The sequence below is a fragment of the Streptomyces sp. NRRL S-378 genome, assembly GCF_000720645.1.
In the GTDB taxonomy this organism is placed as follows: Bacteria; Actinomycetota; Actinomycetes; order Streptomycetales; family Streptomycetaceae; genus Streptomyces.
In genome coordinates this window covers 17,257-42,104 of the sequence record NZ_JOBX01000082.1, presented here as the reverse complement: position 1 = coordinate 42,104, position 24,848 = coordinate 17,257, and the positions used below count along the sequence as shown (strand labels likewise).

Genomic DNA, 24,848 nt, shown 5'->3' with positions numbered 1-24,848 from the left:
CGCGAGTCCGGCGGACTTCAACATCCAGCTGGCCGACTGGCTCACCAAGGCCAACCGGCGGATCCACCGGACGCTGCAGGCGAGGCCGTCGGACCGGCTCCAGCGTCAGCCCGGCCCGGGAGCGCAGGTCCGCGGCGATCTTCAGCGCGAGCTCCCCGGAGGCCGGCTCGCCGTTCTCGTACCGGCCCTCGCCCGCGTACCCGTCCAGGTAGACCACGCGCTTGTCGTGCGATCGCGAGCCCGTCATGCCGCCGAACTGCGGCAGGTAGCGCTTGAGCAGTTCGTGCTTGAACACGCTGGGCAGCGCCTTGTCCGCCCAGTAGCTCCCGCCCGTACCAGACGACATGCCCACCCCCGGCTCTGCGGTATCTGCCTGGTTACAGATGGTGAAGCACGGCGAGGAGCTCAGGCAAGACCATCGCTGCAGGGGGCAAGGCGGCGCCCGTGTCCAGTGGAACGGGTCGACGCGGGAGAGTCGGCGTTACCCGCACGACTGTCCTCTACTGGCAGTAGAGTCGATGTATGGCAGACGAGACGAGCATCAAGGTGAGCGCGGCGACCCGCGACCGGCTGGCCGCGCTGGCGATCGAGCAGGGCACGACGATCCGGCAGCTGGTCGAGGAGCTCGCCGAGGGCCGGCCGACTCAGGCCGAGTACGCGGAGCGCGCCGAGCAGGCCCGCGCCGAGCTCGCCTCCGTGCTGGGCACCGTCCCGAGTGAGGAGGCCGAGGCGAAGGCCCGCGGCCTCCTGGAGCGCCTGGGCGCCCGGCAGGACTCGGCGGCCGCGTAGTGGGGCCGATCGCCGTCGTCCTGGACCACACGACCGCTACCGCCCTCCATGATCCGAAGGACCCGTACAACGAGGCCGTCGCAGCCTTCTACGTGCAAGCCTCCGGTGGTCTGGGCACGCTCTACGCACCCGTGCTCTCCCTGACCGCTGGCGACACCGGAAGGCCCGGCCTGCTCGCCTACATCAACGGGCTGCGGTTCATCGAGATCGAGCCCTTCGACACGGCCGCCGCTCTGTCCGCCACCGAGCTCCTGCGCGCCGGGCACCCTTGGGCGACTGTCCATGCCATCCACGCGGCTCGCCCCTCGGCGGACTTCCCTGCTGGCCGTTACCTGCTCACTCTGGAACCCGAGCTGTACGACGGCACTGGCGTCCAGGCCGTCCATCCGGACCACTGAGACCATCTCTGGTCTGCAGGGGCCTGGAGGGCGCGCATCGGTGTGGCCGTTCGAATGTGGCTAGGGGGCATCGGTTGACGGCGGGTTCAGGCATCCCCGGCCGTTCGGACCGGTGCATGTGGCACCCCTTCCTCGTCGCGCGGGGTTGGTAAGGATCGGCCTCAGGGCAGCGATCTGTTCCTGGCCAAGCGGCGGGGCTGCGTCGACAAGCCGGATGTGGGCGACGACCTCGTCGCCGAGGATGGCCGCTCGGCACGCTCGGCAGTGCATGGGATTTCCCTTGTCCTTCTATAGGCGGGTCCGGCCGGCTCCTGGCCAGCAAGGGTTCCGCAAGGTCAGGGGGCGGTTTCGTGTACGACGGTGGTGGTGGGGCAGTCCTCGGCCAGGCCGAGGAGGGCTTGGCGTTCGTTCTCGTCGACGGCCAGGTCCCAGCGGAGTTTGGTCCCGACCCAGGTCGCCGCGTATGTGCAGTGGTAGGAATCGTCCGAGGGCAGCCAGTCGGCGGGGTCCTTGTCGCTCTTGGACCTGTTGGAGGCGGCGGAGACCGCGATCAGCGTGTCCGGAGATGCCTGGTCGTTCGCGTACGCCTCCCTCCGCGCTGCTGTCCAGGGGGTCTGTTCGGAGTCGTAGACCTCGGCGAGCGGGACGAAGTGATCGACATCGAGGCGGGCTGCGTCGGAGACCACGATGTTGTCGTAGGCGCTGCGCCAGGATCCGCCTGACAGCTTGCAGCCGGCCGCGACCTGGGGAGCCGTCACAGCTTCGGCGAGCATGACCTCCTTGCGGGTGTCGCAGCCGTCCCCCGAGTTCAGGCCCTTGTTCCAGTGCTTGTAGAGGTCCCGCTTGTAGCCCTCGCGGTGCTCGGCGGCGACCGGCAGCTGGTCGATCGCTTCGTAGAGCGGCAGCGGAGCCCGTACGCCGGCCGGGCCTCCTGCCGCAGGGCCGCGGACCGGGTCGGCGGGGGCGGAGTGCGCTGTCGGGGTGGAAGCGAGGAGTGGCAGGGCGCAGAGCGTGAGGGCGGGCAGGCCGTGCCGCATCAGGTTCTTGATCACAGGTGACGGTGTAGTGGGATGCCTGTCCTTCCTGACAGCGCCCGGGGACCAACTCACCCGGGTGGGGGGTGGGATTCACCGCAGAAACGGCCCTGCGCCCGGTGGGCGGGCAGGAAGGGGCCAGCGGGGAGTACCGGCTGATCGGATTCGGTCCCGGACTTCTTGGGTCTGGCACAGGGGTCTGGGGGGGTACGGGCTCTGAACTGGGTTTCTGTGCTGGGTGTGCGCGGGCGCGTGGGGGCGCACGGAGAAACGGATGCGCTCGCTCCGGAAACTTTCTGAAATCGGCCTGAACGATCGGGGGTTGTATTCGATTGGCTGTGCGTAGGAGGCGGTCCACGGGGCCGCTCCGCTGGCTGCCGCCGTACCTGGGGGGAAGGGGCACGCCTGGTCTCACTGATCCGCTTGGAAGGACTTCCTTCGACGTGAACAGTCGCCGCCCGTCTCAAACATCCCCTGCGTGGTGATTACCCGGTAAGCGGCATGTCATGGACGGACGGTGTAGTCAGGCCGGGGGGCGGACTGCGACGTCGGCACCGCGACTAGGAAATGCGGGGGCAGGAGACGCTGGACTTCCTGCCGGAGGCCCGGGTGATGGGCGAGGCCGACGTGTGTCGCCGATCTCGGCGAACACCCGGGCGCCGAGCTGGGTGCCGAGGCCAACGTTGCATGATCGTTCGTCGGCTGTGTATCTCATGCGGTTGGTACGAAGAAGGCAGCTCGGGCCGGATATCGTCTGGCCAGAGAGACGCTGGCGTCGGAGTGCAGTCGAAGGGAAGTGCGTGGATCAATCCTGGACATACCTGGATGAACACCTGTGGCATACATGCGACATCCTTGCGGATTTAGTGAGTGGCAGGTTGCAGAGGCGCCCACGTCTCGCTACTTACGCGCGGCTTGCTCCGAATGAGCGCGTCCTGGCGGTGGGGTCGGCTCAGCGGCTGACGTGGCGCGCTCTTGGGAACGGCAGCTACCGGCACTCGAACGTGGTTGCTGTCGGGCGTCCGTCATTTGTCATCGGCAGCATGGTGGGGTCTGCTGTCGGAAATGCCTCACGCCGCCGCGCAGCGGCAGCCGCTGCACAGCCTCGCTGGGTCTTGGACGGGAGTGGGGAACTCACGGTTACTGATCAAGGCGCCTACTTTGGCCATCCGCGCAACCCTGTTTCCCTGAGCTGGACCGGCGTGACCGACAGCATCGATCTGGTCGGGCCTGAGGACTTTCAGATCGTGTTCCGCACCGACCAGGGAGGCCTCTGCACTTTGCGGCTTCACACTCCGTGGGCCTCTCTGCTCTTTGTCCTGGCCGCGAGAGCAGGTTTTACAGCGCATCCTCGATTGCTGCACCGTGGCTGGTTGCCGGCCGATTTCGAGAACCGGTGTGCTCGCGTGGGTCGACCCTTGCCGCTCGTGCCTCCGCTTGTGCCAGATTAGCCTGCCCGGTGAAGTTGCTTCAGCCAGGGTAGAGGGGGCACGGGGCGCCGAACATTCCGCCTGCGCGGTGTTGGGACCCTTGCGTGCATGCCGGACTGGCCGTCCGCCACCTGCTGCTCGGGACCGCCCCGCCGGTCGCGGCGGCTGCTCCGCTCGCGCGCTGCCGGTCTACGGGGGCGGGGGTGAACTCCACCTCGGTGCCGCCGCAGCCGGCCGCGATGTCCAGCAGCCGGTCCCGCTCCATCTCGTCGACCGCGAGGCCCCAGCGGAGTTTCGTCGCGGTCCACTCGGCGCCGTACCGGCACAGTGCGTCCGGCGCCGGCGGGAGCCACTCTGCCGGGTCCTGGTCCGCCTTCGACCGGTTCGAGCGGGCCGTCACCGCCACCAGCGAGGCGGGCTGACCCTGGTCGTTCGCGTAGGCCTCCCGTCGCGCGGGCGTCCACGCCGATGCCCCGGAGTCCCCGGCCTCGGCGAGCGGCACCATGTGGTCTATGTCCAGCGCGCCGGCCGGCGTGACCTCCCGCTCGTCGTAGTACGACCACCACACCCCGCCGGTCAGGGTGCAGGCCGGGCCGATCTCCGGGTACACGATCGCCTCGGCCAGGAGCACCTCGGCGCGGGTGTTGCAGCCGTCGGCCGGGACATCGCCGGCGTTCCAGTGCCGGAAGAAGATTCGCTGGTAGCCGGTCCGGTTTTCCACCTCGATCGGGAGCGCGGAGACCGCGACCCCGATCGGCAGGACCTGCGGCACGGCCGGGTCCGGAGCGGCGGGGTGTCCGCTCGCCTGGGCGGTTACGGGCAAGGAAAGGGTCACGGCGAGGGCGGCGGCGGCCGCGACAGAGGACCGCTTCATGATCATCATGCGCCGGTTGTACCGGCCAGCCGCCTCAGCGACAGGCGGTGCGGGCCTGGTTCACCCTCCCGCGTACAGCGGTTCACCGGCGAAACGCCACTTCACACCCGATCGCGGGCCCACCCACTGCAGCAGTGCGGGCCGTCGCCCGATGGGGCGACGGCCCGTGCCCGCGTGCCGGTCAGCGGTGGCGGCCGCCCGGTCCAGCTACGGGTTGGTCATCTCGCGCCGGAGCCCGGCATGGTGCGGGGATCCGCGGGCGGGGGTCAGCGGCGGCGGCCCCAGGACTCGGTGTCGACGGTGCGGCCGCGGTCGTCGCGCAGGGTGGCGGTGTCGGAGCGGTTGTCCCAGACGTAGTCGCGGCGGTCCTGGAAGAGGTCGGTACGGGCGTCACGGCCGTTCCCGGTGTGGATACGGATGGTGGCGCGGCCGGCGATGCGGACGTTGTCGAAGCGGTAGCGGTTGCCGTCGCTGTCGCGCAGGGTCCAGCCGCGAAGGTTGATCGGGGTGCGGGTGGTGTTGGTGATCTCCACCCACTCGGCGTTCAGGGAGCGGTTCGAGCGGTCGTCGCGTCCGGGGCTGTCGGCCTGGACCCGGCTGATCTCCACCCGCGGGTGCCGCTGCTGGTGACGGTCCCCGTCATGGGCGGCCGCCGGCAGCGCGGCGGCCGAGACGATCGCGCCGGCGGCCAGGACGGTGGCGGCGATACGGCGGACGGAGGAAGAAGCAGAAGACATAGGTGGCGCTCCCTCAAGAACAGCGCACCACCAGCCGAAACAGGCCGGTGAGGGCGCTTACGGTGTCGGCCCGATTGAGCCGAGGGCCACACTCTCGACCCGACACGACCCCCACCGCAGCCCCCGCCAACGCCGGTTACCAGACACGGACATATCCGTCACAGTCGCCTGCCGGATGCACGCATTCCGCCCGATCGTGCCCCTGACATTCACTGACCGCTACACCCACCCACCCGCAAACCGGACATCAGGGTCAGCGCACTCCGGCGCACCACCGGGCACACTTCTCCGCCGCCTCACCCGCCCGGGCTAGTTGATCAAGTAACAACCGTTCTGCGGAGTTCTTCGCACCTATGTCCGTGATTCGCACATGTTACGGACCGTTGACGGCAGGGCTGAAGAGCACTTCGGGCAGCAGCGGGCAGTAGGCGGACCCGGGAGGCCCCGCCTCTCGCGCTCAGTCGGCGGCGGCGCGAACCTGCGGCGCCCCGGGTCGCTGCGGCGATCCCACCAGCAGGCACATCGGCATCGCCCGGCAAGCCGATGTCAGGTGTCCAGCAGGCCCAGTTCGCTGTCGGGCCGGCAGAGCGGGCATGCCACCACGTCGGGGACCGTCAGCAGGATCTCCCGGACGCCCTGCGCGGTCGCCGGGCGGCCGCGGCTGCTCATCGGACAGTCGCCGGTGTGCACTCGCTCCGGGGTGCGGCGGACGCCGATGCCGTACTCGATCCACCACTGCGGCGGCTCCGGCATCGGCCGGCGCCGCGCGTTCTCGGCGTCGGCCGCGCGGACAGTGGCGATCCTGTCGTCGACGCGGGCCAGGGTCAGCTCCAGCCAGCGGCGTATCACCAGGAGCTGCTCCAGCGCGGGCGGCAGCGGCAGGAGGGGGTCGGGGCCGGGCATGGCCCTATGCCGCCTCGGGCGCGGAGGGATCCTCCGCGGGGCGAGCCTGCTTCTTCAGTTCCATGCGCGCGGAGACGACCTCTTCCCGCGCCACGGTCGCCCAGTGGGGGTGGTCGACGACCGCGATCGCCAGCTCCCGGATCTCGGCCCACATCCGGTCGACAGTCTCCTTCTCCTCCTCGGACCAGCCGGGACTGTCGGGGACGTCCCCGCGGTGGGAGAAGCGTTCCCCGCGCACCCACCCGGGCATCGGTTCCACGCTCCACGGCAGCCGGGCCAGGAAAGCCCGGTGCTTTGCGTTGGCACGGTGCAGCTGCTCCTGGAGCTTGAGGAGGTCGTCGGGGAAGGAGCGCGCGTCGGATGAGGTCACCAGTCAATCGTAAACCTGTTCGATTTAGGTGGGGAACGCGCCGCTCCGCTCCGTCCCCCGTACGGCCCCACCGCAGGCGCGACCTCGTACGACCCGCACTTCACGCGTCCGGTGCTGAGCGGTGCGACGCTGGACGAAGGGGGCCGTACGTGGAGGTGCGTGTGCGTCCGATCTGGTCCGGTGCGATCTCCTTCGGCCTGGTCACCATCCCGATCAAGGTGGTACCGGCCACCGAGTCGCATGACATCAGCTTCCGCCAGATCCACACCGCCGACGGCGGACGGATCCGCTACCGCAAGGTGTGCGAGCTGGACGGGCAGCAGCTGCGCCAGGACGAGATCGTCCGTGGCTACGAGACCGCGACCGGCACCCTGATCCCCGTCACCGACGAGGACCTCGACAACCTGCCGCTGCCCACCGCTAAAGCGATCGAGATCGTCTCCTTCGTGCCGGCCGCGAGCATCGACCCGATCCAGATCGGCGCCTCCTACTACCTGGCCGCGACCGAGACGGTGGCTGCGAAACCGTACGAGCTGCTGCGGCAGGCCCTGGAGCGCAGCAGCAAGGTGGCGGTGGCCAAGTACGCCATGCGCGACCGCGAGCGTCTCGGCCTCCTGCGCGTCAAGGACGACGTGATCGTGCTGCACGCGCTGCGGTGGCCCGACGAAATCCGCTCCACCACCCAGGTCCCCGTCCCCGACGCGGCCGTCACCGACGACGAGGTCGACGCGGCCGTCCGCCTCGCCGAAACCCTCACCGGCACCGACGTCGGCGAACTACGCGACGAGTACCGCGATGCGCTGGAGGAGGTCATCGCCGCGAAGACCGGCACAGGCACCCTGCCCGCTCCCGCCGAGGAGGCCCCACCCGCCTCGGCCGAGGTCGTCGACCTCATGGCCATGCTGGAGAAGTCCGTCCAGGACGCGAAAACCACCCGCGGCGAGCCTGCCACCGTGCACCCCATGCCCGCCAAGAAGAAGGCGCCGGCCAAGAAGACCGCCAGCACGGCGGCCTCCGTGAAAAAGCCAGCCGCCAAGAAGACCGCCTCAAAGAGGAAGCCCCGCAGCGCATGACCCACAGCGCACAGCCCGGGTCGCCTCCCTGGCCTGTGCGGTTCACACGAGACCACCTATGAAACAGCGACCTCTGCTCACGAAGCACCAGGTCGTTGAATATCTAATCTTGTTCCGGCCACCGGATGTCACCTGTCACCGGCGGGCCCGCCGGTGCGCGCCTAGCTGGGCGAGCGGCACGAACGGCCTCGCTTCGACGTCTTGCACACATGCAACTTGGCGGCCCTCTGAAGTGCGGCAATGCAACCCCCGTCGAATAGCCCTTGCGGTACTGCAAGTGCGAGTGGGACCGTCTTCGCCCAAACCCTGGCCTTCGCCGTGCTCCCCCACCCCGACCCCGAGCGCCCCCTGACCCTGTACGACCGCCCCGAGCACACACGTACGGCCCTGCTGAAGATCACCGAGGACGGCTCCCAGCACGACCCCTTCCGGATCAGCGTCGCCACGCTGCGCGAAGCCGCCAGCTGGGGCACGCCCGAGGTGAGCGCCCGATGACCGAATTCGCCGAGCCGAAGCGGCCGATGTCCCAGAAGAAGGCCCGCGAGTTCATTGCCGACGCACACCTCGTACTCCGGGACCGCGAGACCCGCCACTACGAGGTCGTCACCCAAAGCGGGACTATCCTCGGCCACGTCGAGCCCGCCTACAAGACCGGACGCCGCTCCGGATGGAACGGCTGGGCCGCAGGCTCCATCCGCTCCTCCACACTGCCCGCACACCCCACCCGGGACCAGGCTGGCGCCGAGGCCTTGCGACAGTGGATCGCGCTCGCCACCGCTAAGCCCAGATCGTCCTAAATGGGGTCGGCCTGCCACGGCCCGCCGCACCGGTACCGCAGCGACTCGACGAGTCGCCGTCGGGCCGCTGGACGTCGGTCCAGTGAGCCGCTTGCTTGTGTTCCTCCGGCCTCGGGGACATCGGGCGCTGCGCACCGCCGCCCGGCCGCCGGCAGCGGCGGCCACTCGGTGGTATAGCGTGCGCACGTCAACACGCACCGCGCACACGCACGACACCAGGAGACCGCTCCATGACCCAGCCGCCGCAGCCGTCCCGGAGCCGGAAGGCGGGCATCGCGAAGATCGTCGTGATCGCCGCTGTGGTGATCGCCCTCGGCACCGGCTCGGTGTACTGGTTCGTCAGCCGCGATGACATCGACCGGGCCGAGGTCGGCGACTGCCTCACGAACGACGGGAACCTGATCTTCCCGGACCTGCGGGTGGTCGGATGCGACGGCAAGGACGCGGCCTTCAAGGTGGTCCGGGTGCTGCCCGACACCAAGGACACCTCCAGGTGCCAGGGTCTGACGGATATCGGCTTCAACGAGGAACTCGACAGGAACCGGCACCGCTCCGGCAAGCAGTACGTGCTCTGCCTCAACGGGATCAAGAGGTAGCAGCCACATACGGAAGTCCGGGGCGGCCAGCTCGTGCGCGCGGGCGCGCACGTGAAGAAGGCGTGCCACCGCAACGACCCGCAGTCCCCCGCGGCCCCGGTTCTGCCGCCGGCGCTCAGGATGTCTCAGAGGGCGGTTCGTGAGCTGATGTCTGTTTCCGGGTGAGGCTGGGACAGGGCTGCTGGTCACGGTGCTCGGCCGGTTACTACTTCCTGGCGAAGCTGCCGGTATCGACTTCGGTGAGGATGTCGAGCTTGACCAGGCGTTTCAGTTTGGCGCGGGTGCCTCCCTGCGTACAGCCGCGCCTCTCCTGGGAGCCGGCCTCGACCGGATCGTCCACGCCTCCTACACCGAAGGACTCGACCCGCTCGACCTTGCCGCCCGCGCCGAAGTCGCCCTCCAACTCGTCGACGGCGAGACCGGCCTGTCCACCGTGGACCTGCTCGAGCCGCCTCACTGAGCACTCCCGACGGACCGCCTCGGCAGTCGCCGTTTCCAATGGGAACGGTGACCGGGCCCTTCGCTGCACGATCCTCAGGCGAGGGCGTCGCCAAGCAGTCGGCGCGGGGCACTGTCCAGGTGCCGGTGGAGCAGCTGGGCGCGGGAGTGCACCAGGCCGGTCCGATAGGCGGGCGGCAGCCAGTCGTAGACGGCGGCCGCCATCGTGGCGGCCTCGCCCGGATCTCCGTCGACCCGCAGGCACGCGGCGGTGTCCATGGCGATCAGGGCGCGGGTCATCACCGAAGGCGAAGTCGTCAGGGCCAGGACGTCGTCCTGCGCCCGGTAGGCGGCGCGGGTGTCGCCGAGCAGCGTGTACGCCTGGGAGAGATGCACCGCGTGCTTCTGGTCCGGGTACCCGAACCAGGTGTCCGCCGACTCGGGGCCGCCCAGCTGCTCGGCCAGGGTGCGGACGTCGTCAACCGCCCGGCTGACGCGTCGCTTCAGGGCCGGGTACCAAAGCAGTGTCTGCCTCAGCGCCGGGGAGGCTCGGCATCCCCGTGTTCGCCAACGTAGCCATAGAAGACCGGCCTGTCCCGAGAGGTACGAACGATCGTCACTGCGCTGCCTTGCTGCAGCAGGTACGGAGCGGCGGGTCGGACCGGCATGGGGGCCACGTCTTCGACGCGGTTCTGCAGGGCATGCTTTCACCGTCCCTTCAGCCACCTGATGGCGAAGACGGCCAGTCCGATGATGGCGACGCAGGTGATAGCCACTGCGATCATCTCGCCGGGACTCAGCGTTCCGAACATGTGTTGCTCCTTTTCCTGTCGGAGGGGGTAACAGCGGCCGCAGAAGGTGGTGGTTCCTTGGGCGGCTGGGGTGCTTGTTGTCTCTTGCTCAGTCCGGCGGGCGGTAGGTCAGAAGGTCACCGGGCTGGCATTGCAGGACCTTGCAGATGCTGGAGAGGGTGCTGAAGCGGATCGCTTTCGCCCGTCCGTTCTTCAGGATGGAGAGGTTGGCCTGGGTCACTCCGACTTGTGCGGCAAGGTCCGTCAGGGTCATCCCGCGCTCTGTGAGAAGGCGGCCGAGGTCGACGTGGATGTCGTTTGCCTCGGCAGGCATCAGACAACCCCCTCGAGGTCCTCGCGCATCGCTGCTCCGGCTTTGGTGATACGTGCGAAGGTCAGCACTCCGAGCGCGGTCAGAGCCATCGCGTAAGGCGGAGACAGCAGCTGCATCGTGGTCTCGGCCGAGAACGTGAGCTGGTCGGTCATGGTTGCGAGGAGTGCCGCCTGGGCTGAAGCCTCGACGGCCTCGGCGATCAGGCAGCTGGCCAGAAGCCACCAGCCGAGAGTCTGGAGCCTGGTGGCGGACTGGGTCGTGTGCACGCCGTCCCGGGCGGCTCCCGTGAGAAGGCGGTGGAGGAGCGTGAGTGTGCCGATCAGTACAACGCGGGACGGAAGGTGACTGACTGCCGCGAGCAGTTGTTGCGCTGTATCCGGGTTCTCGACGCAGTATTGCGGGATGGCATTGACGTGAGCTCCCCCGCTGGCGGTGAAAGCGGAGTTGGTGGCGCCGGAGCTACTGGTAATCCAGTCCGCGGTCACGCAGGTGTCTGTGCTGCCCCACAGGGAGGCGGATCCGTTGACGACGGCTAGAACGCCGCTGACCAGGAGCAGGCCTGTCAGCAGGCGCAGCCCGACCGAGACGACGGTGATCAGGGGTTCGAGAAGCTTTCGGTCCTGCGTCACGACGGCCACCCCATCTATCGTTTATCGATACTATCGAAAAACGATACACCGTGCGCTGTCCGCCGGGAAGCCCCAGCAGCCGAAGGCGGCGGAGGGGCGACAGCTGCGGTGCAGGCCAACTGTCGAGGTCGCCAGCGAACGCCGCCAGCGCGAGGCCGCCGTCACCCTCCAGCGCTCCCTGCTCCCGCAGGAGCTTCCACTGTGCGTGGACGCTGACGGCCACGCCGCCCCTGCGTCACCGCCGCGGCGGAGCTGCCGGTGAAGGCTCGTCCCGGCAGGTGGTCAGCCTGCCGGGACGAGCCGTCGGCCCGCTGATGGCGCGTCATTCCGCTACAGCGTCAACCGTTCGGTTGGCGCCCCTGGGCAACGGTGGGCGCGGACTAGACCCTCTTGAGGTAACCGTCCTTGAAGCCGTCCTGGTCGGCCCACATCCGGTGACGGCAGGACCAGGTCCCGTACATAGCGAACTTGGCGGTCCAGATGGTCTCGGAGTGGGCGTTGTTGCCCGGGTCGGCAGAAATCCAGTTCTTGATGGGTTCGTTCTTGAACTCAGTCGCCGGGACCCAGTTCGTGTGGCTGGCCCATCCGTTGAGGACTTCCGTTACCCGGCTTCCGGATACGCGGTAGTTCACGCCGAGTTTCACGGTCGTGACCTTGACCCCGAAGAGGGTGTCGGACACGCTGTGCCACGCGCTCCTGTCGGCCGTAGCGCCGGCGGGCGAGAGTCCCGGTGCGTTGGCTGCGCCGGACGAGTTCGAGGTCTCCTTGGAGATGACGATGTCGCCACCCGCGAGCACCTTCTGCTTTGCGGTAGGGTCGTTCGCGACGTCCATGAAGGCCTTGATGTGGTCAGGCTTGTTCAGGTAGCCGAGGAACTTCTCCTGCTTTTCCTTGGGCAGTGCCTTGAACTGTTCCGCGGTCTCGTTCGCCCCCGCCTCCTGCTTGGCCTCCAACCAGGCCACGTAGGCCTGCGGCGTGGAGGGCAAAGCAGTTTCTGCTGCACTGGCCTGTGCGGGCAGTCCCGCCAGGGTCAGGGCTCCCATGGTCGCAGCCATGGCTCCGACTAAGGCGCGACGCGTCATGTTGCTCATTCTTTCCCCCAACTTTTACCTGCGTAATCCGAGTGCGGAAGGGACATGAAACTGGAAACTGGCCCATCGCAGGAAAGGGATCTCCCCAGGCCCCCCTGCCTCCCGCACGCCAAGCGCATTTTGAAGTGGTCGAACGCTTGACGCAGTGACAGTCACACAGGCCCCGCAGGCCTCGCAACCCAAAATCGATTATTTTGAGGTTGACTTGAGGTTTACATAGGGGGCTCCCCTCGTGCGCGGAAAAAATTCAAGACAAAGAGCAGCCCATTTCGGCCGTGAATGAAAACCGTAATGCATCATTCCGTCGACAGGTGGAAAGCGGCTATTTTCGGCCACCCAATCGGCGAGAGGAGGACGTCGAACCTCGGCTCATCGGGCCGAACGGACTCGCCGCCTCCGCAGCCACAGCGCAGCGCCCAAACCGCCGGCGGCCAGGGCAGTGGCCGTGCCGTACACCCAGGGCCTCCGTGCTCCCGCCGGGGCGGATGCCGCGTCAGTGCAGTTCGCCGGCGCGGACGTCACCCGGTAGCGGGCCCACTCCTTGGCGGGTTTGCCCTTCTCGTTCCAGTGCACGACATGGATCCCGGGCTGTGCGTCGCATCGGATTCGGACCGTGGCGGACACGAGCTTGTCGCCGTGCATGACCACCGGCTTGGTGAATCCGGGTGACGACAGTTCGACCATGCCGTCGCTCCCCATCTCCAAGCCGTCCCTGGCCTCGAGCTCCCCGCCAGCAGGTACGGAACGCACGTCCCACTCCGATGCCGGCCACGAAGAGTCGGCGGGATACCGCTCCTCCATCGACTCCGGCGGTCGCGCCGCCACCTGCCGGGCGCACTCCGCCCGCTGGGCAGGGTCGGCCGGAGCTACGACGACCGTGCCCCACAGACGGTTGATCTCACCGCCTATGTCCTTGGTCAGGGACGGGCCGAACCGCACCTGGTAGGAGCCGGGCTCGGCCGTACAGGAGACCGTCGCCACCGCGTGGAGCAGGCTGTCGTCCCTCCGGAAGACACCGTCCGTGGCGAAGCCGGGCGAGGTGATCCTGACGCCGCTGAATGCGTCCCCGGACCTCATGGCCTCGGTCGTCACCGCGACTCGGTCACCAGGGCTGACCAGTACTTCCCCGCCACTGGGCACCGGCTTGGGAGGGACTTCGGAGGGCGCTGCTAACGCGCCATTCACTCCCGCAGTCGACATGAGCGCCAGCGCCGCGATGACTCCGAACCTCTTCAACTTCATACTTTTCGCCCCTAATTATTCTTCGTTGACGATCTACACACCCCTGCATACCCTGCCTCCTCATCGAACTGGCGCACCATTACGCACATTTGCGATGCGCTGTCATCCCGCTCAGGAAGCAGTCCCTTGAACCGATGGTTAACCCCGCTCGCGCTCGGCGTCAGCGCGGTCCTACTGACAGCCCCAGCCGCTGTGGCCCTGGGCACACCGACCCCGACACCGAGCCGGCCCGGGCCCTTGGCCTCCCCCACCTCCTCGCCTCCCGCTCCTGCGGAGCCCCGCCCCAGCACTCCACCGCCCACCCGGGAGCCGTCGCAGTCCCCGCAGCCGACACCCACTCCGCCCCGGCCGACTGAGCCGCCCAGCCCCCCGCCCGCTGAGCAGACACCGGCTCCGGCCCTTGCCACGGAGATGGACTACTGGACCGCTGAGCGCATGGCCCAAGCCACCCCCCTGGACGCCGAGCGCGGTGCGATGGCCGACCCCGGCTCCGCCGCCCCCGGCGCCCGGGACGCGGCCGGTGCTCCGGCGAACACGCCCAAGGGCGTCTACTTCGACGGCCTGCCCATGGTCGGTACGTTCTTCCATGACGGAAAGCCGCTCGGTGGCAACACCTACTGCACCGGCAGCGTGGTCCGCAGCAAGGGCAAGGCCCTCGTCCTCACCGCCGGCCACTGCGCAAACGGCCTGGCCTCCGCAGGACACCGCATCTTCGTGCCGCAGTACCGGCACGGCAAGTCGGCTGCTGCACAGCCGGCCGGCGTCTTCCCCGTCTCCGCCGTCTACCGGGATCCGCGGTACCCCACCGACGAGACCACCAAGGGTTACCTTTCCGACCTGGACTTCGCCTTCGTCACGGTGACCGCCAACGACAAGGGTCTGCCCGAGAACGTGACAGGAGCCCTCACCTTCACGACCACGTCGTCGTACGAACACAACGTCACCGTGGTCGGATACCCCTCCAGCGACAAGGTCAACAGCAAGCACCAGGCCATCAAGTGCGATGTGCCCACCGAACGGCTCTACGGGTTCCGCCAGCTGAAGATGGAATGCGGCGGCTACTACGGCGGCGTCTCCGGAAGCCCCTGGATCAAGGGCTACAACGCGGCCGCCCGCACCGGACAGGTGGTGGGCAACATCGGCGGCTACAACGGTGGCGGCAACGACGCCGAGGCTCACTGGATCTCTTACTCACCGCTCTTCGGCAAAGACGCCCAAGACCTGTACAACGACGCCGACAACGGCGCAGACCCTGGGAAGATCCACCGGCCGCCCTACCAGCCACCGACGGACGGACCAGTACTGCCCGGCAGCGGCGAGACCTGGAAGCACGCCAAGCAGATCGCCACAGGCGACTTCTCCGGCACCGGCCACAGCGGCCTGCTCGTCATCTGGACCGACGGCGAAGCCACCCTCTACCCCGGGGACGGCAACGGCGGCTTCCGCCGCGAGCGTCAGCTTTTGGCACCCAACGCGGGCTGGAAGCCAGTCGCCACCATCACCGCCGGAGACTTCACCGGAACCGGCGAATTCGACCTTATGGTCCGCTGGGACGACGGCCGGCTGACACTGCACGGCGACGTCGGATCCAACGGCCTCGGCTCCGGAATCGAGATGGCACCCACCGGATCCATCTGGAGCCACGCCACCCAGATAGCGGCGGGCCGCTTCAACGCAGCCCGCTACGTCACGGACCTGATGGTGCGCTGGTCGGACGGGGAACTCAGCCTCTACACCAACGTGAGCGCTGGCACCCTGGGACAGGAATACAAGCTCAAGGACCCCAACAGCGCGTGGAAGGACGCCACCCTCCTCACCTCCGGGCAGTTCTCCGGCAACCAGAAATGGGACCTCATGGTCCGCTGGTCCAGCGGCGCGCTCAACAACTACGTCGGCACCACCACCGGCGGCCTGGGCACCGAGCAGCCCATCCACGGCCCCAACAAGACCTGGACCCACAGCGTCGTCATGGCCACCGGCCAGTTCACCGGAGACGGCCTCACCAACGACCTGATCATCCGCTGGAGCGATGGCGAGACCACCATGTACAAGGACACCCGCATGAACAGCCTCGGCACTGAAATCATGATCGCTCCACCAGCCTGATCTCCAGCCGCGGAGAGCGGTGCGGGTACAGATCCGCTCGACCTCGCGGCGAGCCTCCAGCGCCGTGGCGATCTGCGCCTGACTCAGGTCACGCGTATCAAAAAGCCCCGCGACGGCTGGCCGGATGGAGGGCGCGTAGGAGGTCCCACAGGGGGCGGGAGCCGGCGGCCCATTCGACGAGGAGGTGGCGGTCGACCAGGTGTAGGCGCTGGGACTTCGCGAAGTCGGTGGCGTTGGCGGTGACGCGGCCGTTGGTGAGCATGACGAGGACGTCACCGTGGTGGATCTGTCGGCCGGTGCCGTTGAGGACCTGGAGGTCGGGCCGCCACCAGCAGCACCCGGTCCGCCAGCGGCAGACACCACGGGCGGCCACCACCGGGCCCGTTCCCGCCCCGCTCCCGCACCACCTTCACCAGCTTCGCGAACCGGTCGACCCGCAACCCCGTGAACGTCTCCACCCACAACGGCTCAGCCCGCAACACCCCACCCGTACAAGCAAAATGCCCGGAACGGAGCCTTCTGCAACACCCTTTAGTTCCGGGGGCCGACGGAGGAGGAGCCGCCATCGCGTAGGGCCCGGCCTTGCGGTGGCGGTGCTACTGCGGTCCGGAGGTGGCCCGGGAGGCTTGCGTACGCGTCAGGATGGACCGGCAGGTGCGCTGGATTTCCAGGTCGACGGCGATGTTCCATCCCCAGGGGTTTCCCCCACGGCGGGGCTGCGCAAGAGCGGACTGGATCTGGGGGAGAGCGGGGTTCGCTGCCGGGCCCATGCGGTTGAGGCAGGCGACGGCATGGCGTGCGGTGGAGTCGTTGGCCTTCCAGGCGGCCAGCAGCGCCGGTACGACGGCGGGGGCTTCATCGTCCCCGCCGATGTCCCAGAGCGCGGACGCCACATGGACCAGGGTCCAGGAGCCGTTCAGCACGGTTGAACCGTCCTGCTCGTTGCGTGCGTTCTGTTCGAGTTGGTCGTTCAGCATCTGGCGCAGGCGGGGCAGCACGGCCGCGGCGGGACGGCCGATCCGGCCGGCGAGGTTGACCGCGTCGAAGTTCCGCTTGTCGTCGAGGAGGCGTTGCAGCAGCGGAACGACATGCTCGGGTCGGCGTTCAAGCTCCCAGACGGCACTGGTCGCGGCCGTGCGGGTCCCCTGGTCCTCCACCTCGGCCAGGGGGCGGACGGTCTCGAGGGCGGTGATGGCGCTGGGGCCGAACGATGCAAGCGCCTTCAGGATGGGCGCGGCCGTGCGCCACTGCCCTCGCTGGACGGCGGCATCGATGGCGTCGGTGAGTGCGGGCACGGCTGCAGGGTCGCCGAGTGCGGCGAGCGCGGACGCGAGAGAGGTGGGGCTGATGTCGGGCCATTCGCGGGAGTGGTCGATGTCGGCGAGGAGGCGGATGAGGCGGGGTGTGAGTTCCGCGGCGGCCTTGGGCAGCAGGCCGGCCGCGTTCACGGCGCGCCAGGCGTCGATGCCGGTGTCCAGCGCGGTGAGCAGCCCGGGCAGGGCTCGCTCGTCGCCGAGTTCGGCGAGTGCCAGGACCGCCTGCTGGTGGGCGCGGCGGAGTTCGGCGTGCGGGCTGGCCCAGGCGTCGGGTCTGTGGGTGGTGCGGTGGGTGGCGACGTAGGCGGCGAGGGCTTCCCGGGCCGGTTCGGCAAGCCGGCCCAAGGCACCGAGTACCTCGGCCGCAGCCGCCGACGTGTAGGAGTCGCGCGGCAGCAGGCACGCGGCGAGGAGCCGCACCAGAGGAGTGTGGTCTCCCCGCCAGGAGATGATCAGTTTGCGTGCCATGTCGATCGCGTCGTACCTGGTGGCCGCATCCGGGCTGCGCAACTGCTCGCAGAGCAGCGCGGCCCGGTCCTCGACACGCCCGTCGAGGACCTCGTGGAAGGTCACCAGCAGGGACGTCGTGGGCGCGTGGACCCGGCCGCGGCGGTCGAGGTCGGCGAAGGCGGCAGCAACGTGCCCAGGAACACCAGGATCGGGCTCGGCCTCAAGGGCACACGTGCACAGCCCCGTCGACCCCGGGCTCACGTCTGCCCCCGTGCTCTCCTCGGGCAGGGGTACCGGCGTGATCCGGCGGAGGAGTCCGATCGCGGTGGGCACCGTGGTGTCGTCGATGGACTCGGGGGCGCAGCGGGCCCGCTGCACGAGCGCCGCAAGACGGACGTCGGCATCCACCGCCGAGCCGTCGGCGAGGAGGTCGAACCATGCCCGCGCTGGTTCCCGAGCCGCCGGAAGCCGCAGCGCCAGATCGCCCATCGTCCGGATCACCAGCAGCCGCTCCATGGTGCCGTCCTCGGCGTCGAGCCGAGCCCGAAGGACCCCTACCGCACGCTCGGCGTCGTCCAGGAACAGCCCCAGTCCCGCGATCGCGGCCGAACGCACCCGCGCGTCCGGATCACAGGCGTAGCCGACGAACACCTCGCCGCGTCCACGTATCAGGGCTGCGGCGTCCTGGTAGGCAGTGGTCTCCTCACCGTCGATGCCGATCCATACACCGCCGATCTCGTCCCGATCGACGGCTTCGCGGCCGATGCTCACGATCAGCGCGACCACCGACGCCCGATCAGGTGTGGAGGGGCTGTCGGCCATGTCGAACAGGAACGGCAGGCTGGCCACCGTGCACGGATACACGTCCCCCTGATGGTGGGCAGCGCCGTAGAAGCTGCTGAACGCCTTGTCCCGGACCTCGTCGTCGGACGAAACCATGTCGCGCAGCCATTGCGGAACATCACCGGCCGGCCCGTAGGCGTGCCCCAGGGACGCCCAGGCGATGCTTTCCAAGTCGTTGATCATGCCCGGCACTATGCCGCGCAGCACTGACACCCTCGACAGCAAGCGCTGGGCCCCGGATCCCGACCGCCAGCGCTGTTGCCGCTGAGGTATCTGCAATACCTCTCATGTGGAATGCGCACCCTGCCGACTGGCGCCAGTTCGTGGACCGCGCAAAGGGGCGAGGCTTACGCGAACGACCAGGGCCAGCCGTCCTTCCTGGTCGCGGTGACGGCCCGCTCGAACAGGAGCAAGGCCGACCAGGACCCGGCGGAGTGGCTGCCGTCGGCCCCGGACGCGCTGTGCCGGTACGGCGCCGAGTGGACCGCGACCAAACTCCGCTGAGGCCTCGCGGTCGACGAGATTCAGCGGGGCTGGCTGCTGGGCATCGCGGCTGGCTGCGGTGGTACCGACGTGGAGTTCACCCAGCCCCATAGAGCGGGAGCACGAGGTCAGGGCCGTCACCACGTCCAAGGTGGCGGCCCTGACGTGGTCCCGCCGCGGGTTGTCGAGCCCAGCTCGCGGGCGCGGTGCGGACTGCCGCACCAAGGTTGCCCGCTCCGCCGAGGTGCCGTGGTCCGGGGGCTAGTGGGGGATGCTGTCGATGACTTCGCGGGCGCCCTGGCGCAGGAGAGCGACGGCGACGGAGGTGCCGAGGGTGGCGGGGTCGAGGCGGCCGGCCCACTCGTGGGCGTTGAGGACGACCTTGCCGTCGGGGGTGAACACCGAGGCCCGCAGGGAGAGGTCGCCGCCGCGTTCGGCTCGGGCGTATCCGGCGATGGGGCTGTTGCAGTGGCCCTGGAGGACGTGCAGCAGCATGCGCTCGGCGAGGGTTTCGCGGTGGGTGTCGGGGTGGCCGAGGGCGCTGACGGTGTCGATGAGAGCGGCGTCGTCCTGGCGGCACTGGAGGGCGAGGGTGCCGGCGCCGATGGGCGGCATGAGGGTGTCGGCGGAGATGATCTCGGTGATGGCGTCGGGGCGGCCGATGCGGTGCAGGCCGGCTACGGCCAGGAGGAGCGCGTCGGCCTCGCCGGCTTCGAGTTTCGCGAGCCGGGAGTTGGCGTTGCCGCGGATGGGGACGCAGGTCAGGTGCGGGTAGGCGGCGGCGAGCTGGGCGATCCGGCGTACGGAGGAGGTGCCGATGCGGGTGCCGGGCGGCAGCTGGTCGAGGGTGAGCCCGTCGGGGTGGACGAGGGCGTCGCGGATGTCGTCACGCCGGAGGAACGCGGCGAAGGTGGTCCCGGCCGGCAGGGGCCGGTCCGCCGGGACGTCCTTGACGCAGTGCACCGCGAGGTCGGCCTCCCCGGCGAGGATCGCCGCGTCGACTTCCTTGGTGAAGGCGCCCTTGCCCTCGACCGCGCTGAGGTCGCCCATCCACTTGTCGCCGGTGGTCTTCACCGGAAGGACGCTGGTTTCGATCCCGGGGTGGAGGGCGGCGAGCTCGGCACGGACGCGCTCGACCTGGGCCAGTGCCATGGGTGAGTCGCGGGAGACGATGCGGATCAGATCAGCGGGCATGAGGGCACGATACGCCCTCAGACCTTCGCGGCGACGACCAGCCCTGAGGCCCACCGCATCGGCGTGGCAAGGAAGTTGGCGACTTCGGGCAGCCGTTCGAGAAAGCCGTCGACCCGCGGCTGGTGGTCCTCGGGCCAGGTGGCCTGGGGGAGCATGTCGTCCACCACGTAGAGGGCTCCGGGGGCCAGGAGTGCGAGGAGATCGTCCAGCCGGTGGTACTTGCCCGGCCGGCAGTCGACATACGCGAAGTCGTAGGGTCCGCCCGCGCCGGTCAGCCACGCATCGGCGTCCGCCGTGACGAACTCGATCCGCGGATCCGCTGCGAGGTGGCGGCGCGCGATCGCCTGTACGGCCGGGTCGGTCTCGACTGTCGTGAGGTGGGCGCCGGCGTCCATGCCCGCAGTGAGCCAGGCGGCTCCGGCCCCGGCCCCTGTGCCGAGCTCGAGAAGTCGGCCGCCCGGCTTCGATGCGGCCAGGGTCGCCAGGAGGGAGCCTGTCCTGTCCTCACAGGACATGGCGAACCCGGCTTGCTCGGCGTCCGCGAGGATCGCGTCGAGCCGGGGCGGCCTCTGCCGAGGGAGGTCACGCACGGTCGGCCCCTAGGTGACGGGCCGCGGTCTCCGCGGCGAAGGTGAGGATCTGATCTGCTCCGGCCCGCTTGAGCATGCCGAGGTATTCGGTCATCCCCGCAGCGCCAAGTGCCTTCAGGGCGGCCCACTCGCCCGAGGTGGAGTAGGCGACGACCGGCACCCTCTGGTCGTCGCGGAGGCGCACCAGGACATCCACCGCCGTCATCACAGGCTGGAGAGTGAGGGAGTCGGCGCCCTCGGCGATCCACCGGCGGGCCTGCACGAGGGCGTCACGCTCGGCGCGGCCCGGCTCCAGCTGGAGGCCGCGGCGGTGACCGGAGCGCGGGTCGGTCGCCATGAGCGCCTTGAACGGCCCGTACAGGCCGGTGTGGATCGCCAGGTTCGGGTTCACCCCGACGTCCCGGTGGCCCGCCTCGTCCAGCGCCGCGCGCACCACACGGACCGACCCATCGAGCATCGCGGTCGGCGAGACGACGTCCACGCCGGCGTCGGCGTGCTGGACCGCCATGGCGGCCATGAGCGCGTACGTGGCGTCCAGGTCGATCCTGCCCTCGCCGGTGAGGAGAAGACACCTGCCGTGATCAGTCCACGAACACCCGCACACCTCGCTGGTGACCGCCGTACCGGGAGCCGCGGCCTTCACCGCGGCGATGGCGCGCACCATGCGGTTGCCCGCCAGGAGAGCGCCGCTCGCGCGGCTGTCCCGGTCATGCCCGTACGCGAAGACCTTCACCCCCCGGATGCCGAGTCCCGCCCAGCGGGTGGCGGTCTCCCGTACGTCGGAGAGGGGGACCGCGCCGGGTAACGCGGTCTCCACCTGCCCGTCGTCGGGAAGTGCGAGGAGAGGAGCGCTCAGGTCGGCGGCCGCCAGGGTGGGGCCGGCGTAGAGCGTGCGGACGGCACGGCGGGCCCGGGCCGGGTTGGTGCCCTCGGAGGCCGTTGTGTGTTCGGTGAGGATGGTCATGCCGCCGAGTACATACCGACAGCATGTCGGCAACCAAGGGCGCACAGAAGGCACTCGACAGCGCTCACCTCGCGGCGCGCGCCGGGCGGCCGCCCCGTCGAGAGGGTGGCGGTCTCGCGCATGCTCTGGCTCGCACCGTCGGGCCCGGCTCGAGGGTGTTGTCGGTGGTGGCGGTGACCATCGGCAGATGAGCGCCGGTATCGCGCCCGACGCCGCGCACGCGGGGATCGACGGACTGCGCGAGCAGATCCGGGACGCCCTCGCAGGGTGAGCGCCTCTGCTCGGCGTGCCCATCCACCGGACGGTGTCCGTGCTGGCGGAGCTGGCGCGGCTGCTCGTGACGGTCGCGGCCCGCCGGGCTCACGCTGCTGCCCGGTGACGGTGCGACCGCACGGGCCGAACTGCACGCGGCAGCCCGCACGGCGTCCGCCGCCACCGAGCGGCGGAGGACGGACGTCCCGGCGGACCTGGCCGCGGTCCGGGCGGGGTGCCGGCGCGCGGCTGTCGCGCTCGGCCAACGCGTTGCCGTCGCCTTCTGACCCGGGGCCTGTTCCTGCCTCGGGTTCATCGGCGTGCGCGCCAGGTGCCGTAGAGGGCGGCGACGGCGCTGATGACGCCGGTGAAGCCGGCTTCACCGACGGCGAGGTAGATACCGGCGCAGGAGGCGAGGAGCGCGACCAGGACCACAGCGTCGGGAACACGGCGCGCACCGGGGTCCGGCTCGCGGGTCGCCGGGGACTGGGCAGGATCGGGGTCGGGGTCGGGTGTCTGCGGGGTGGTGCGGGTGTTGGTCATGACTCCAGGAGAGCGGCCTGCGGCCCCCGTTCCCAGTGATCCGTACGGGCCCGCTCGGACCCGGATGACCTTCCGCTTCGGCCGCCGGGGAGCGGGCCGGTTCCGGACGGGGCGAAGCGTCCGGAAGCGTTCGTCCGAATCCGCATACGTACGGCCTCACCGCCCTCTAGCGTGGCTTTTCCGCACAAGCAGGGGGGTTTGATGGCAGTAGAGGAATCCGGGGTCGAGCCGCAGGACTGTGAGGCGATCGACGCCTACGAGGCCGCGCTGGACGTCTTCGCCGAGAAGCTGAACCTGTTCCACATATCCGGCGGCTCACCCTCGTACAGCACGGTCGCCGGCGCCTCGGTGCGGCCGCGCCTGACCACGACCGGCCTGAACGAGATGCTCTCCGGCAAGCGCCTGCCCTCCCTCGAGACGCTCCTGGAATATCTGCGGGTTGTCACCACCCCCAGCGGCCTGGACAAGCTGGCCGCCGCGAAGTTCCGGGCCGATGCCGGGCTCGTGGAGGAGTGGCGGGGGCGCTGGCAGGACGTCAAGCTGCTCCAGCGCCGGGCCCAGGCCGGCAACAAGCGGGTCCGAGCCACGGTTCGCCAGGTCCACGACGACGCCGTCCGCGACGCCGAAGCCCTGCGCACGGCCGCGCACGCGGAAGCCGAACGAATCCGTACGAGCGCGCACACCGACGCCGAGGACATCCGCGCCCGGGCCCGCCGCGACGCCGACGAGCTCCTCGACCGGTCCCGCGAGACGACGACCGACACGACGCCGGACAGCCCCGAACCCCAACCTGCCGCAAGCGGGCCCGTGCGCGCCGGCTTGCTCCCGGGCAGGGGCACAGTGACCCGGTTACGCCCTGCAGCCGCGGTGCTGGCGGTCGCCGTCGCGGCGGTGGCCACGATCCTGGTGAGCGACTCCTTCACCGGCACACCTGGCGACTGCCCGGACGGACGCACCCAGGCCGCCGCCCGGCACGCCGACGCCGTCTCGTCCAACGGCCACGGAAACGTCCGGCCCGTGGCGTTCGCCGCCCAACCAGCCGCCTTCATCACCCTTTCCCCCGGGCACCCACTGCTCCGCGGCTTCCCGACGCCGTCCACTTCCCCGACGCCGGACGAGCCGCCGACCCCGGACACCTCCCCGACACCGGCGGAGTCGCCGACGCCGAGCCCCTCCGCCACCTCGACGCCGGTCCCCGCGCCGAGCCCATCGGCTCGCTGCACCGAACGCAGCGGCTGACGCAGCTCACCGCCGAAACGCCGGATGGGCGGGGGCCTGCCGCAGCCGGCCCGCCATTGCCCGCGCGTCCTGGCGTGGTGGCGGCGCTCCCGCGAGCACCGCCACCCGGCTGCAGGCCGGGGTGACTCCGGTGCGTGGGCGGGCGTTGTTGCCTGCATGGACGAGATGTTGGACGTGCTCCTCGACGGGATGACCGAGCCCCGCCTGAAGCTGTTCAGCGGGGACGAGCCCGGGCCCTGATGGTGCTCCTCGGTGTGCTCGAGGACGACACCCACTCCGAGGAGATCCGCTACGCGGCCGGCGAGATGCGTTTCCGCCTCGGATCCCGGCTGACCCTGCCCGCATGAGGGAGGGGCGCCTTCGTGGAGTCAGGGGTGAAGGTAGCTGTTGAGGTAGGTACGAGCTGCGGCCTCGCTGGTGCCGAGCCCGGTCGCGATCTCCTCGAGCGGTACCTCCTGGGCGGCGGCCTCGCAGGCCGCGTCCTGACCGACCTCGGCGATGACGTACCGCAGGTCCGCCAGTGCCTTCAACGCCACCAGCGGCTCCTCAGCGGCAAGGCCCTCAAGTCGGCGGACAAGCTCGTTGAGAAGCCCTACGAGCTCGGCGGGAAGTTGCACGGCGGAGTGCCGGATCACCGACAGGTGCGCGTCGTAGTCCGCGACGGGCCCGGAGAGGTCGACGTCCGCCTCGTACAGCGGCCGGTCCACGGGCAGGACGGTCCAGTCGAGCGGTACTCGGCCATCCCCCGCCATCCGCAGGAACAGCTGCCCCGCAGGGCCGCGGCCCGGGGGCGGCCGGACCGGCCGTCGTAGGCGTGCTACTCGCGCGGTGACGGCATGTGCGCGCCGCTGCCCACGTCGTAGTAGACCGGGCCGGGCTCGCTGCCGTCGGCGAGCAACACCCCCACCCGATCCCGTGTGCGCGGCACTCAGCGTGTTGAGGACCCTGTCCACCAACGGTCACCCGCTCCCGGCAGTCCGGCCGGCCGCCAGTCGGCCGGCCCGCGGCGTCCAGCCTCCCCCGCCCGGGCCGGTCACGTACCGGGAACCACCGAAGGGATGACCGGGAGGGATCCTGCCCTGCCTCTCCTTCGGGGCGCCGATGCGGCGGGAATGCCGGAGGGGCCGTGAGGCGGGCCCTACAGGAGATTGAGCTTCTCCTCGATGTACTTCACCGTGCCGGCGACGCCGAGGAAGGTGACGCCGGCCGAGCCCGCCGCGACGAGCTCGCTCGCGCCGAGGTGACGGGTGAGGACGAAGGCGAGGAGGGCGCCGAGCGCCCCGGACAGGACGGCGATGAGGATCGCCATGACCTTGACGGTCCTCGTCGGTCCGTCCGGGCT

The 24,848-nt window shown here is 69.7% G+C and carries 25 protein-coding genes and 5 pseudogenes; 9 read left to right on the top strand and 21 right to left on the bottom strand.

Annotated features, from left to right (window positions below):
• Positions 1 to 346 (bottom strand): annotated as a pseudogene (locus tag IH80_RS0134615) (hypothetical protein); the annotation flags it as partial.
• Between the two features lie 176 nt (positions 347 to 522).
• On the opposite strand from IH80_RS0134615, the gene IH80_RS0134610 reads away from it, so the two are divergent.
• Together IH80_RS0134610 and IH80_RS0134605 are read left to right on the top strand one after the other, a co-directional pair.
• Complete coding sequence (locus tag IH80_RS0134610; RefSeq protein ID WP_030965736.1) at positions 523 to 789, top strand: hypothetical protein; 267 nt, start codon at positions 523 to 525, stop codon at positions 787 to 789.
• Positions 789 to 1,187 (top strand): hypothetical protein, encoded by a 399-nt coding sequence (locus IH80_RS0134605; RefSeq protein WP_030965734.1) that lies wholly within the window; start codon positions 789 to 791, stop codon positions 1,185 to 1,187. The genes IH80_RS0134610 and IH80_RS0134605 overlap by 1 nt, the downstream gene beginning before the upstream one ends.
• A 335-nt stretch (positions 1,188 to 1,522) precedes the next feature.
• Here the strand turns inward: IH80_RS0134605 and IH80_RS0134600 are convergent, their stop codons facing one another.
• The 5 genes and pseudogenes from IH80_RS0134600 to IH80_RS0134580 form a co-directional block, all read right to left on the bottom strand.
• Positions 1,523 to 2,239 (bottom strand): HNH endonuclease family protein, encoded by a 717-nt coding sequence (locus tag IH80_RS0134600; RefSeq protein ID WP_324609449.1) that lies wholly within the window; start codon positions 2,237 to 2,239, stop codon positions 1,523 to 1,525.
• Positions 2,240 to 3,844: 1,605 nt separating this feature from the next.
• Positions 3,845 to 4,525, bottom strand: a pseudogene (locus tag IH80_RS45100) (HNH endonuclease family protein); the annotation flags it as partial.
• 266 nt (positions 4,526 to 4,791) lie between these two features.
• Positions 4,792 to 5,262 (bottom strand): lamin tail domain-containing protein, encoded by a 471-nt coding sequence (locus tag IH80_RS0134590; RefSeq protein WP_030965731.1) that lies wholly within the window; start codon positions 5,260 to 5,262, stop codon positions 4,792 to 4,794.
• 546 nt (positions 5,263 to 5,808) lie between these two features.
• On the bottom strand, positions 5,809 to 6,165 hold the full coding sequence (locus IH80_RS0134585) for a DUF6233 domain-containing protein (protein ID WP_030965730.1): 357 nt from the start codon (positions 6,163 to 6,165) through the stop codon (positions 5,809 to 5,811).
• Between the two features lie 4 nt (positions 6,166 to 6,169).
• On the bottom strand, positions 6,170 to 6,535 hold the full coding sequence (locus tag IH80_RS0134580) for a hypothetical protein (protein ID WP_037881975.1): 366 nt from the start codon (positions 6,533 to 6,535) through the stop codon (positions 6,170 to 6,172).
• Between the two features lie 161 nt (positions 6,536 to 6,696).
• Between IH80_RS0134580 and IH80_RS0134575 the strand changes: the two genes are divergently transcribed.
• The 4 genes from IH80_RS0134575 (at position 6,697) to IH80_RS41225 (ending at position 9,001) form a co-directional block, all read left to right on the top strand.
• On the top strand, positions 6,697 to 7,608 hold the full coding sequence (locus IH80_RS0134575) for a Ku protein (protein ID WP_030965727.1): 912 nt from the start codon (positions 6,697 to 6,699) through the stop codon (positions 7,606 to 7,608).
• Positions 7,609 to 7,926: 318 nt separating this feature from the next.
• Positions 7,927 to 8,103 carry a hypothetical protein gene (locus IH80_RS45095; RefSeq protein ID WP_158943764.1) on the top strand — a complete coding sequence of 59 codons (177 nt, stop codon included), beginning with the start codon at positions 7,927 to 7,929 and terminating at the stop codon, positions 8,101 to 8,103.
• Positions 8,100 to 8,405 (top strand): hypothetical protein, encoded by a 306-nt coding sequence (locus IH80_RS0134565; RefSeq protein ID WP_030965726.1) that lies wholly within the window; start codon positions 8,100 to 8,102, stop codon positions 8,403 to 8,405. Before IH80_RS45095 ends, IH80_RS0134565 begins: the two co-directional genes overlap by 4 nt.
• A 230-nt stretch (positions 8,406 to 8,635) precedes the next feature.
• On the top strand, positions 8,636 to 9,001 hold the full coding sequence (locus IH80_RS41225; protein ID WP_051810255.1) for an LppU/SCO3897 family protein: 366 nt from the start codon (positions 8,636 to 8,638) through the stop codon (positions 8,999 to 9,001).
• A 205-nt stretch (positions 9,002 to 9,206) separates the two neighbouring features.
• On the opposite strand, the gene IH80_RS45090 is transcribed toward IH80_RS41225, so the two are convergent.
• From IH80_RS45090 to IH80_RS0134525, 6 genes are all read right to left on the bottom strand, one after another.
• A complete protein-coding gene (locus IH80_RS45090) occupies positions 9,207 to 9,458 on the bottom strand; it encodes a hypothetical protein (RefSeq protein ID WP_030965720.1) in 252 nt (83 codons plus the stop codon).
• A gap of 77 nt (positions 9,459 to 9,535) precedes the next feature.
• Positions 9,536 to 9,835: a hypothetical protein gene (locus tag IH80_RS0134550; RefSeq protein WP_051810254.1), complete on the bottom strand. Its 300-nt coding sequence runs from the start codon at positions 9,833 to 9,835 to the stop codon at positions 9,536 to 9,538.
• Positions 9,836 to 10,339: 504 nt separating this feature from the next.
• Positions 10,340 to 10,564 (bottom strand): helix-turn-helix domain-containing protein, encoded by a 225-nt coding sequence (locus tag IH80_RS0134540; protein WP_030965718.1) that lies wholly within the window; start codon positions 10,562 to 10,564, stop codon positions 10,340 to 10,342.
• On the bottom strand, positions 10,564 to 11,202 hold the full coding sequence (locus IH80_RS0134535) for a DUF2975 domain-containing protein (protein WP_051810253.1): 639 nt from the start codon (positions 11,200 to 11,202) through the stop codon (positions 10,564 to 10,566). Before IH80_RS0134535 ends, IH80_RS0134540 begins: the two co-directional genes overlap by 1 nt.
• Before the next feature lie 371 nt (positions 11,203 to 11,573).
• Positions 11,574 to 12,248 carry a hypothetical protein gene (locus IH80_RS0134530; protein WP_158943760.1) on the bottom strand — a complete coding sequence of 225 codons (675 nt, stop codon included), beginning with the start codon at positions 12,246 to 12,248 and terminating at the stop codon, positions 11,574 to 11,576.
• 405 nt (positions 12,249 to 12,653) lie between these two features.
• Complete coding sequence (locus IH80_RS0134525) at positions 12,654 to 13,361, bottom strand: hypothetical protein (protein WP_158943758.1); 708 nt, start codon at positions 13,359 to 13,361, stop codon at positions 12,654 to 12,656.
• A 600-nt stretch (positions 13,362 to 13,961) separates the two neighbouring features.
• Here IH80_RS0134525 and IH80_RS0134520 point away from each other — a divergent pair.
• The gene (locus IH80_RS0134520; protein WP_037881989.1) at positions 13,962 to 15,632 is read left to right on the top strand and encodes a trypsin-like serine peptidase; all 1,671 of its coding nucleotides are present in this window, start codon (positions 13,962 to 13,964) and stop codon (positions 15,630 to 15,632) included.
• A 97-nt stretch (positions 15,633 to 15,729) separates the two neighbouring features.
• Here IH80_RS0134520 and IH80_RS0134515 read toward each other — a convergent pair.
• The 3 genes and pseudogenes from IH80_RS0134515 to IH80_RS0134510 all read right to left on the bottom strand — a co-directional run.
• Positions 15,730 to 15,954 (bottom strand): annotated as a pseudogene (locus tag IH80_RS0134515) (restriction endonuclease); the annotation flags it as partial.
• Position 15,955: 1 nt separating this feature from the next.
• A pseudogene (locus IH80_RS46520) lies at positions 15,956 to 16,114 on the bottom strand (IS5/IS1182 family transposase); the annotation flags it as partial.
• 114 nt (positions 16,115 to 16,228) lie between these two features.
• A complete protein-coding gene (locus IH80_RS0134510) occupies positions 16,229 to 18,424 on the bottom strand; it encodes a HEAT repeat domain-containing protein (RefSeq protein ID WP_037881974.1) in 2,196 nt (731 codons plus the stop codon).
• 126 nt (positions 18,425 to 18,550) lie between these two features.
• Here IH80_RS0134510 and IH80_RS40100 point away from each other — a divergent pair.
• A pseudogene (locus IH80_RS40100) lies at positions 18,551 to 18,742 on the top strand (HNH endonuclease); the annotation flags it as partial.
• A 243-nt stretch (positions 18,743 to 18,985) separates the two neighbouring features.
• Here the strand turns inward: IH80_RS40100 and hemC are convergent.
• The 4 genes from hemC to IH80_RS0134480 all read right to left on the bottom strand — a co-directional run bounded on the left by hemC (position 18,986) and on the right by IH80_RS0134480 (position 22,267).
• Positions 18,986 to 19,918 (bottom strand): hydroxymethylbilane synthase, encoded by a 933-nt coding sequence (gene hemC / locus IH80_RS0134500; protein ID WP_030965710.1) that lies wholly within the window; start codon positions 19,916 to 19,918, stop codon positions 18,986 to 18,988.
• A 17-nt stretch (positions 19,919 to 19,935) separates the two neighbouring features.
• Complete coding sequence (locus IH80_RS0134495) at positions 19,936 to 20,508, bottom strand: class I SAM-dependent methyltransferase (RefSeq protein WP_030965709.1); 573 nt, start codon at positions 20,506 to 20,508, stop codon at positions 19,936 to 19,938.
• Positions 20,501 to 21,472, bottom strand: a complete 972-nt coding sequence (locus IH80_RS0134490) for a hypothetical protein (RefSeq protein WP_051810251.1) — start codon at positions 21,470 to 21,472, stop codon at positions 20,501 to 20,503. The genes IH80_RS0134495 and IH80_RS0134490 overlap by 8 nt, the downstream gene beginning before the upstream one ends.
• Before the next feature lie 564 nt (positions 21,473 to 22,036).
• The gene (locus IH80_RS0134480; RefSeq protein WP_030965706.1) at positions 22,037 to 22,267 is read right to left on the bottom strand and encodes a hypothetical protein; all 231 of its coding nucleotides are present in this window, start codon (positions 22,265 to 22,267) and stop codon (positions 22,037 to 22,039) included.
• A gap of 201 nt (positions 22,268 to 22,468) precedes the next feature.
• On the opposite strand from IH80_RS0134480, the gene IH80_RS0134475 reads away from it, so the two are divergent.
• Complete coding sequence (locus IH80_RS0134475) at positions 22,469 to 23,506, top strand: hypothetical protein (protein WP_030965705.1); 1,038 nt, start codon at positions 22,469 to 22,471, stop codon at positions 23,504 to 23,506.
• A gap of 368 nt (positions 23,507 to 23,874) precedes the next feature.
• Here IH80_RS0134475 and IH80_RS0134460 read toward each other — a convergent pair whose 3' ends face one another.
• Positions 23,875 to 24,258 (bottom strand): hypothetical protein, encoded by a 384-nt coding sequence (locus IH80_RS0134460; protein WP_158943756.1) that lies wholly within the window; start codon positions 24,256 to 24,258, stop codon positions 23,875 to 23,877.
• A 386-nt stretch (positions 24,259 to 24,644) separates the two neighbouring features.
• On the bottom strand, positions 24,645 to 24,815 hold the full coding sequence (locus IH80_RS45080; protein ID WP_158943754.1) for a hypothetical protein: 171 nt from the start codon (positions 24,813 to 24,815) through the stop codon (positions 24,645 to 24,647).
• Positions 24,816 to 24,848 lie beyond the last annotated feature (33 nt).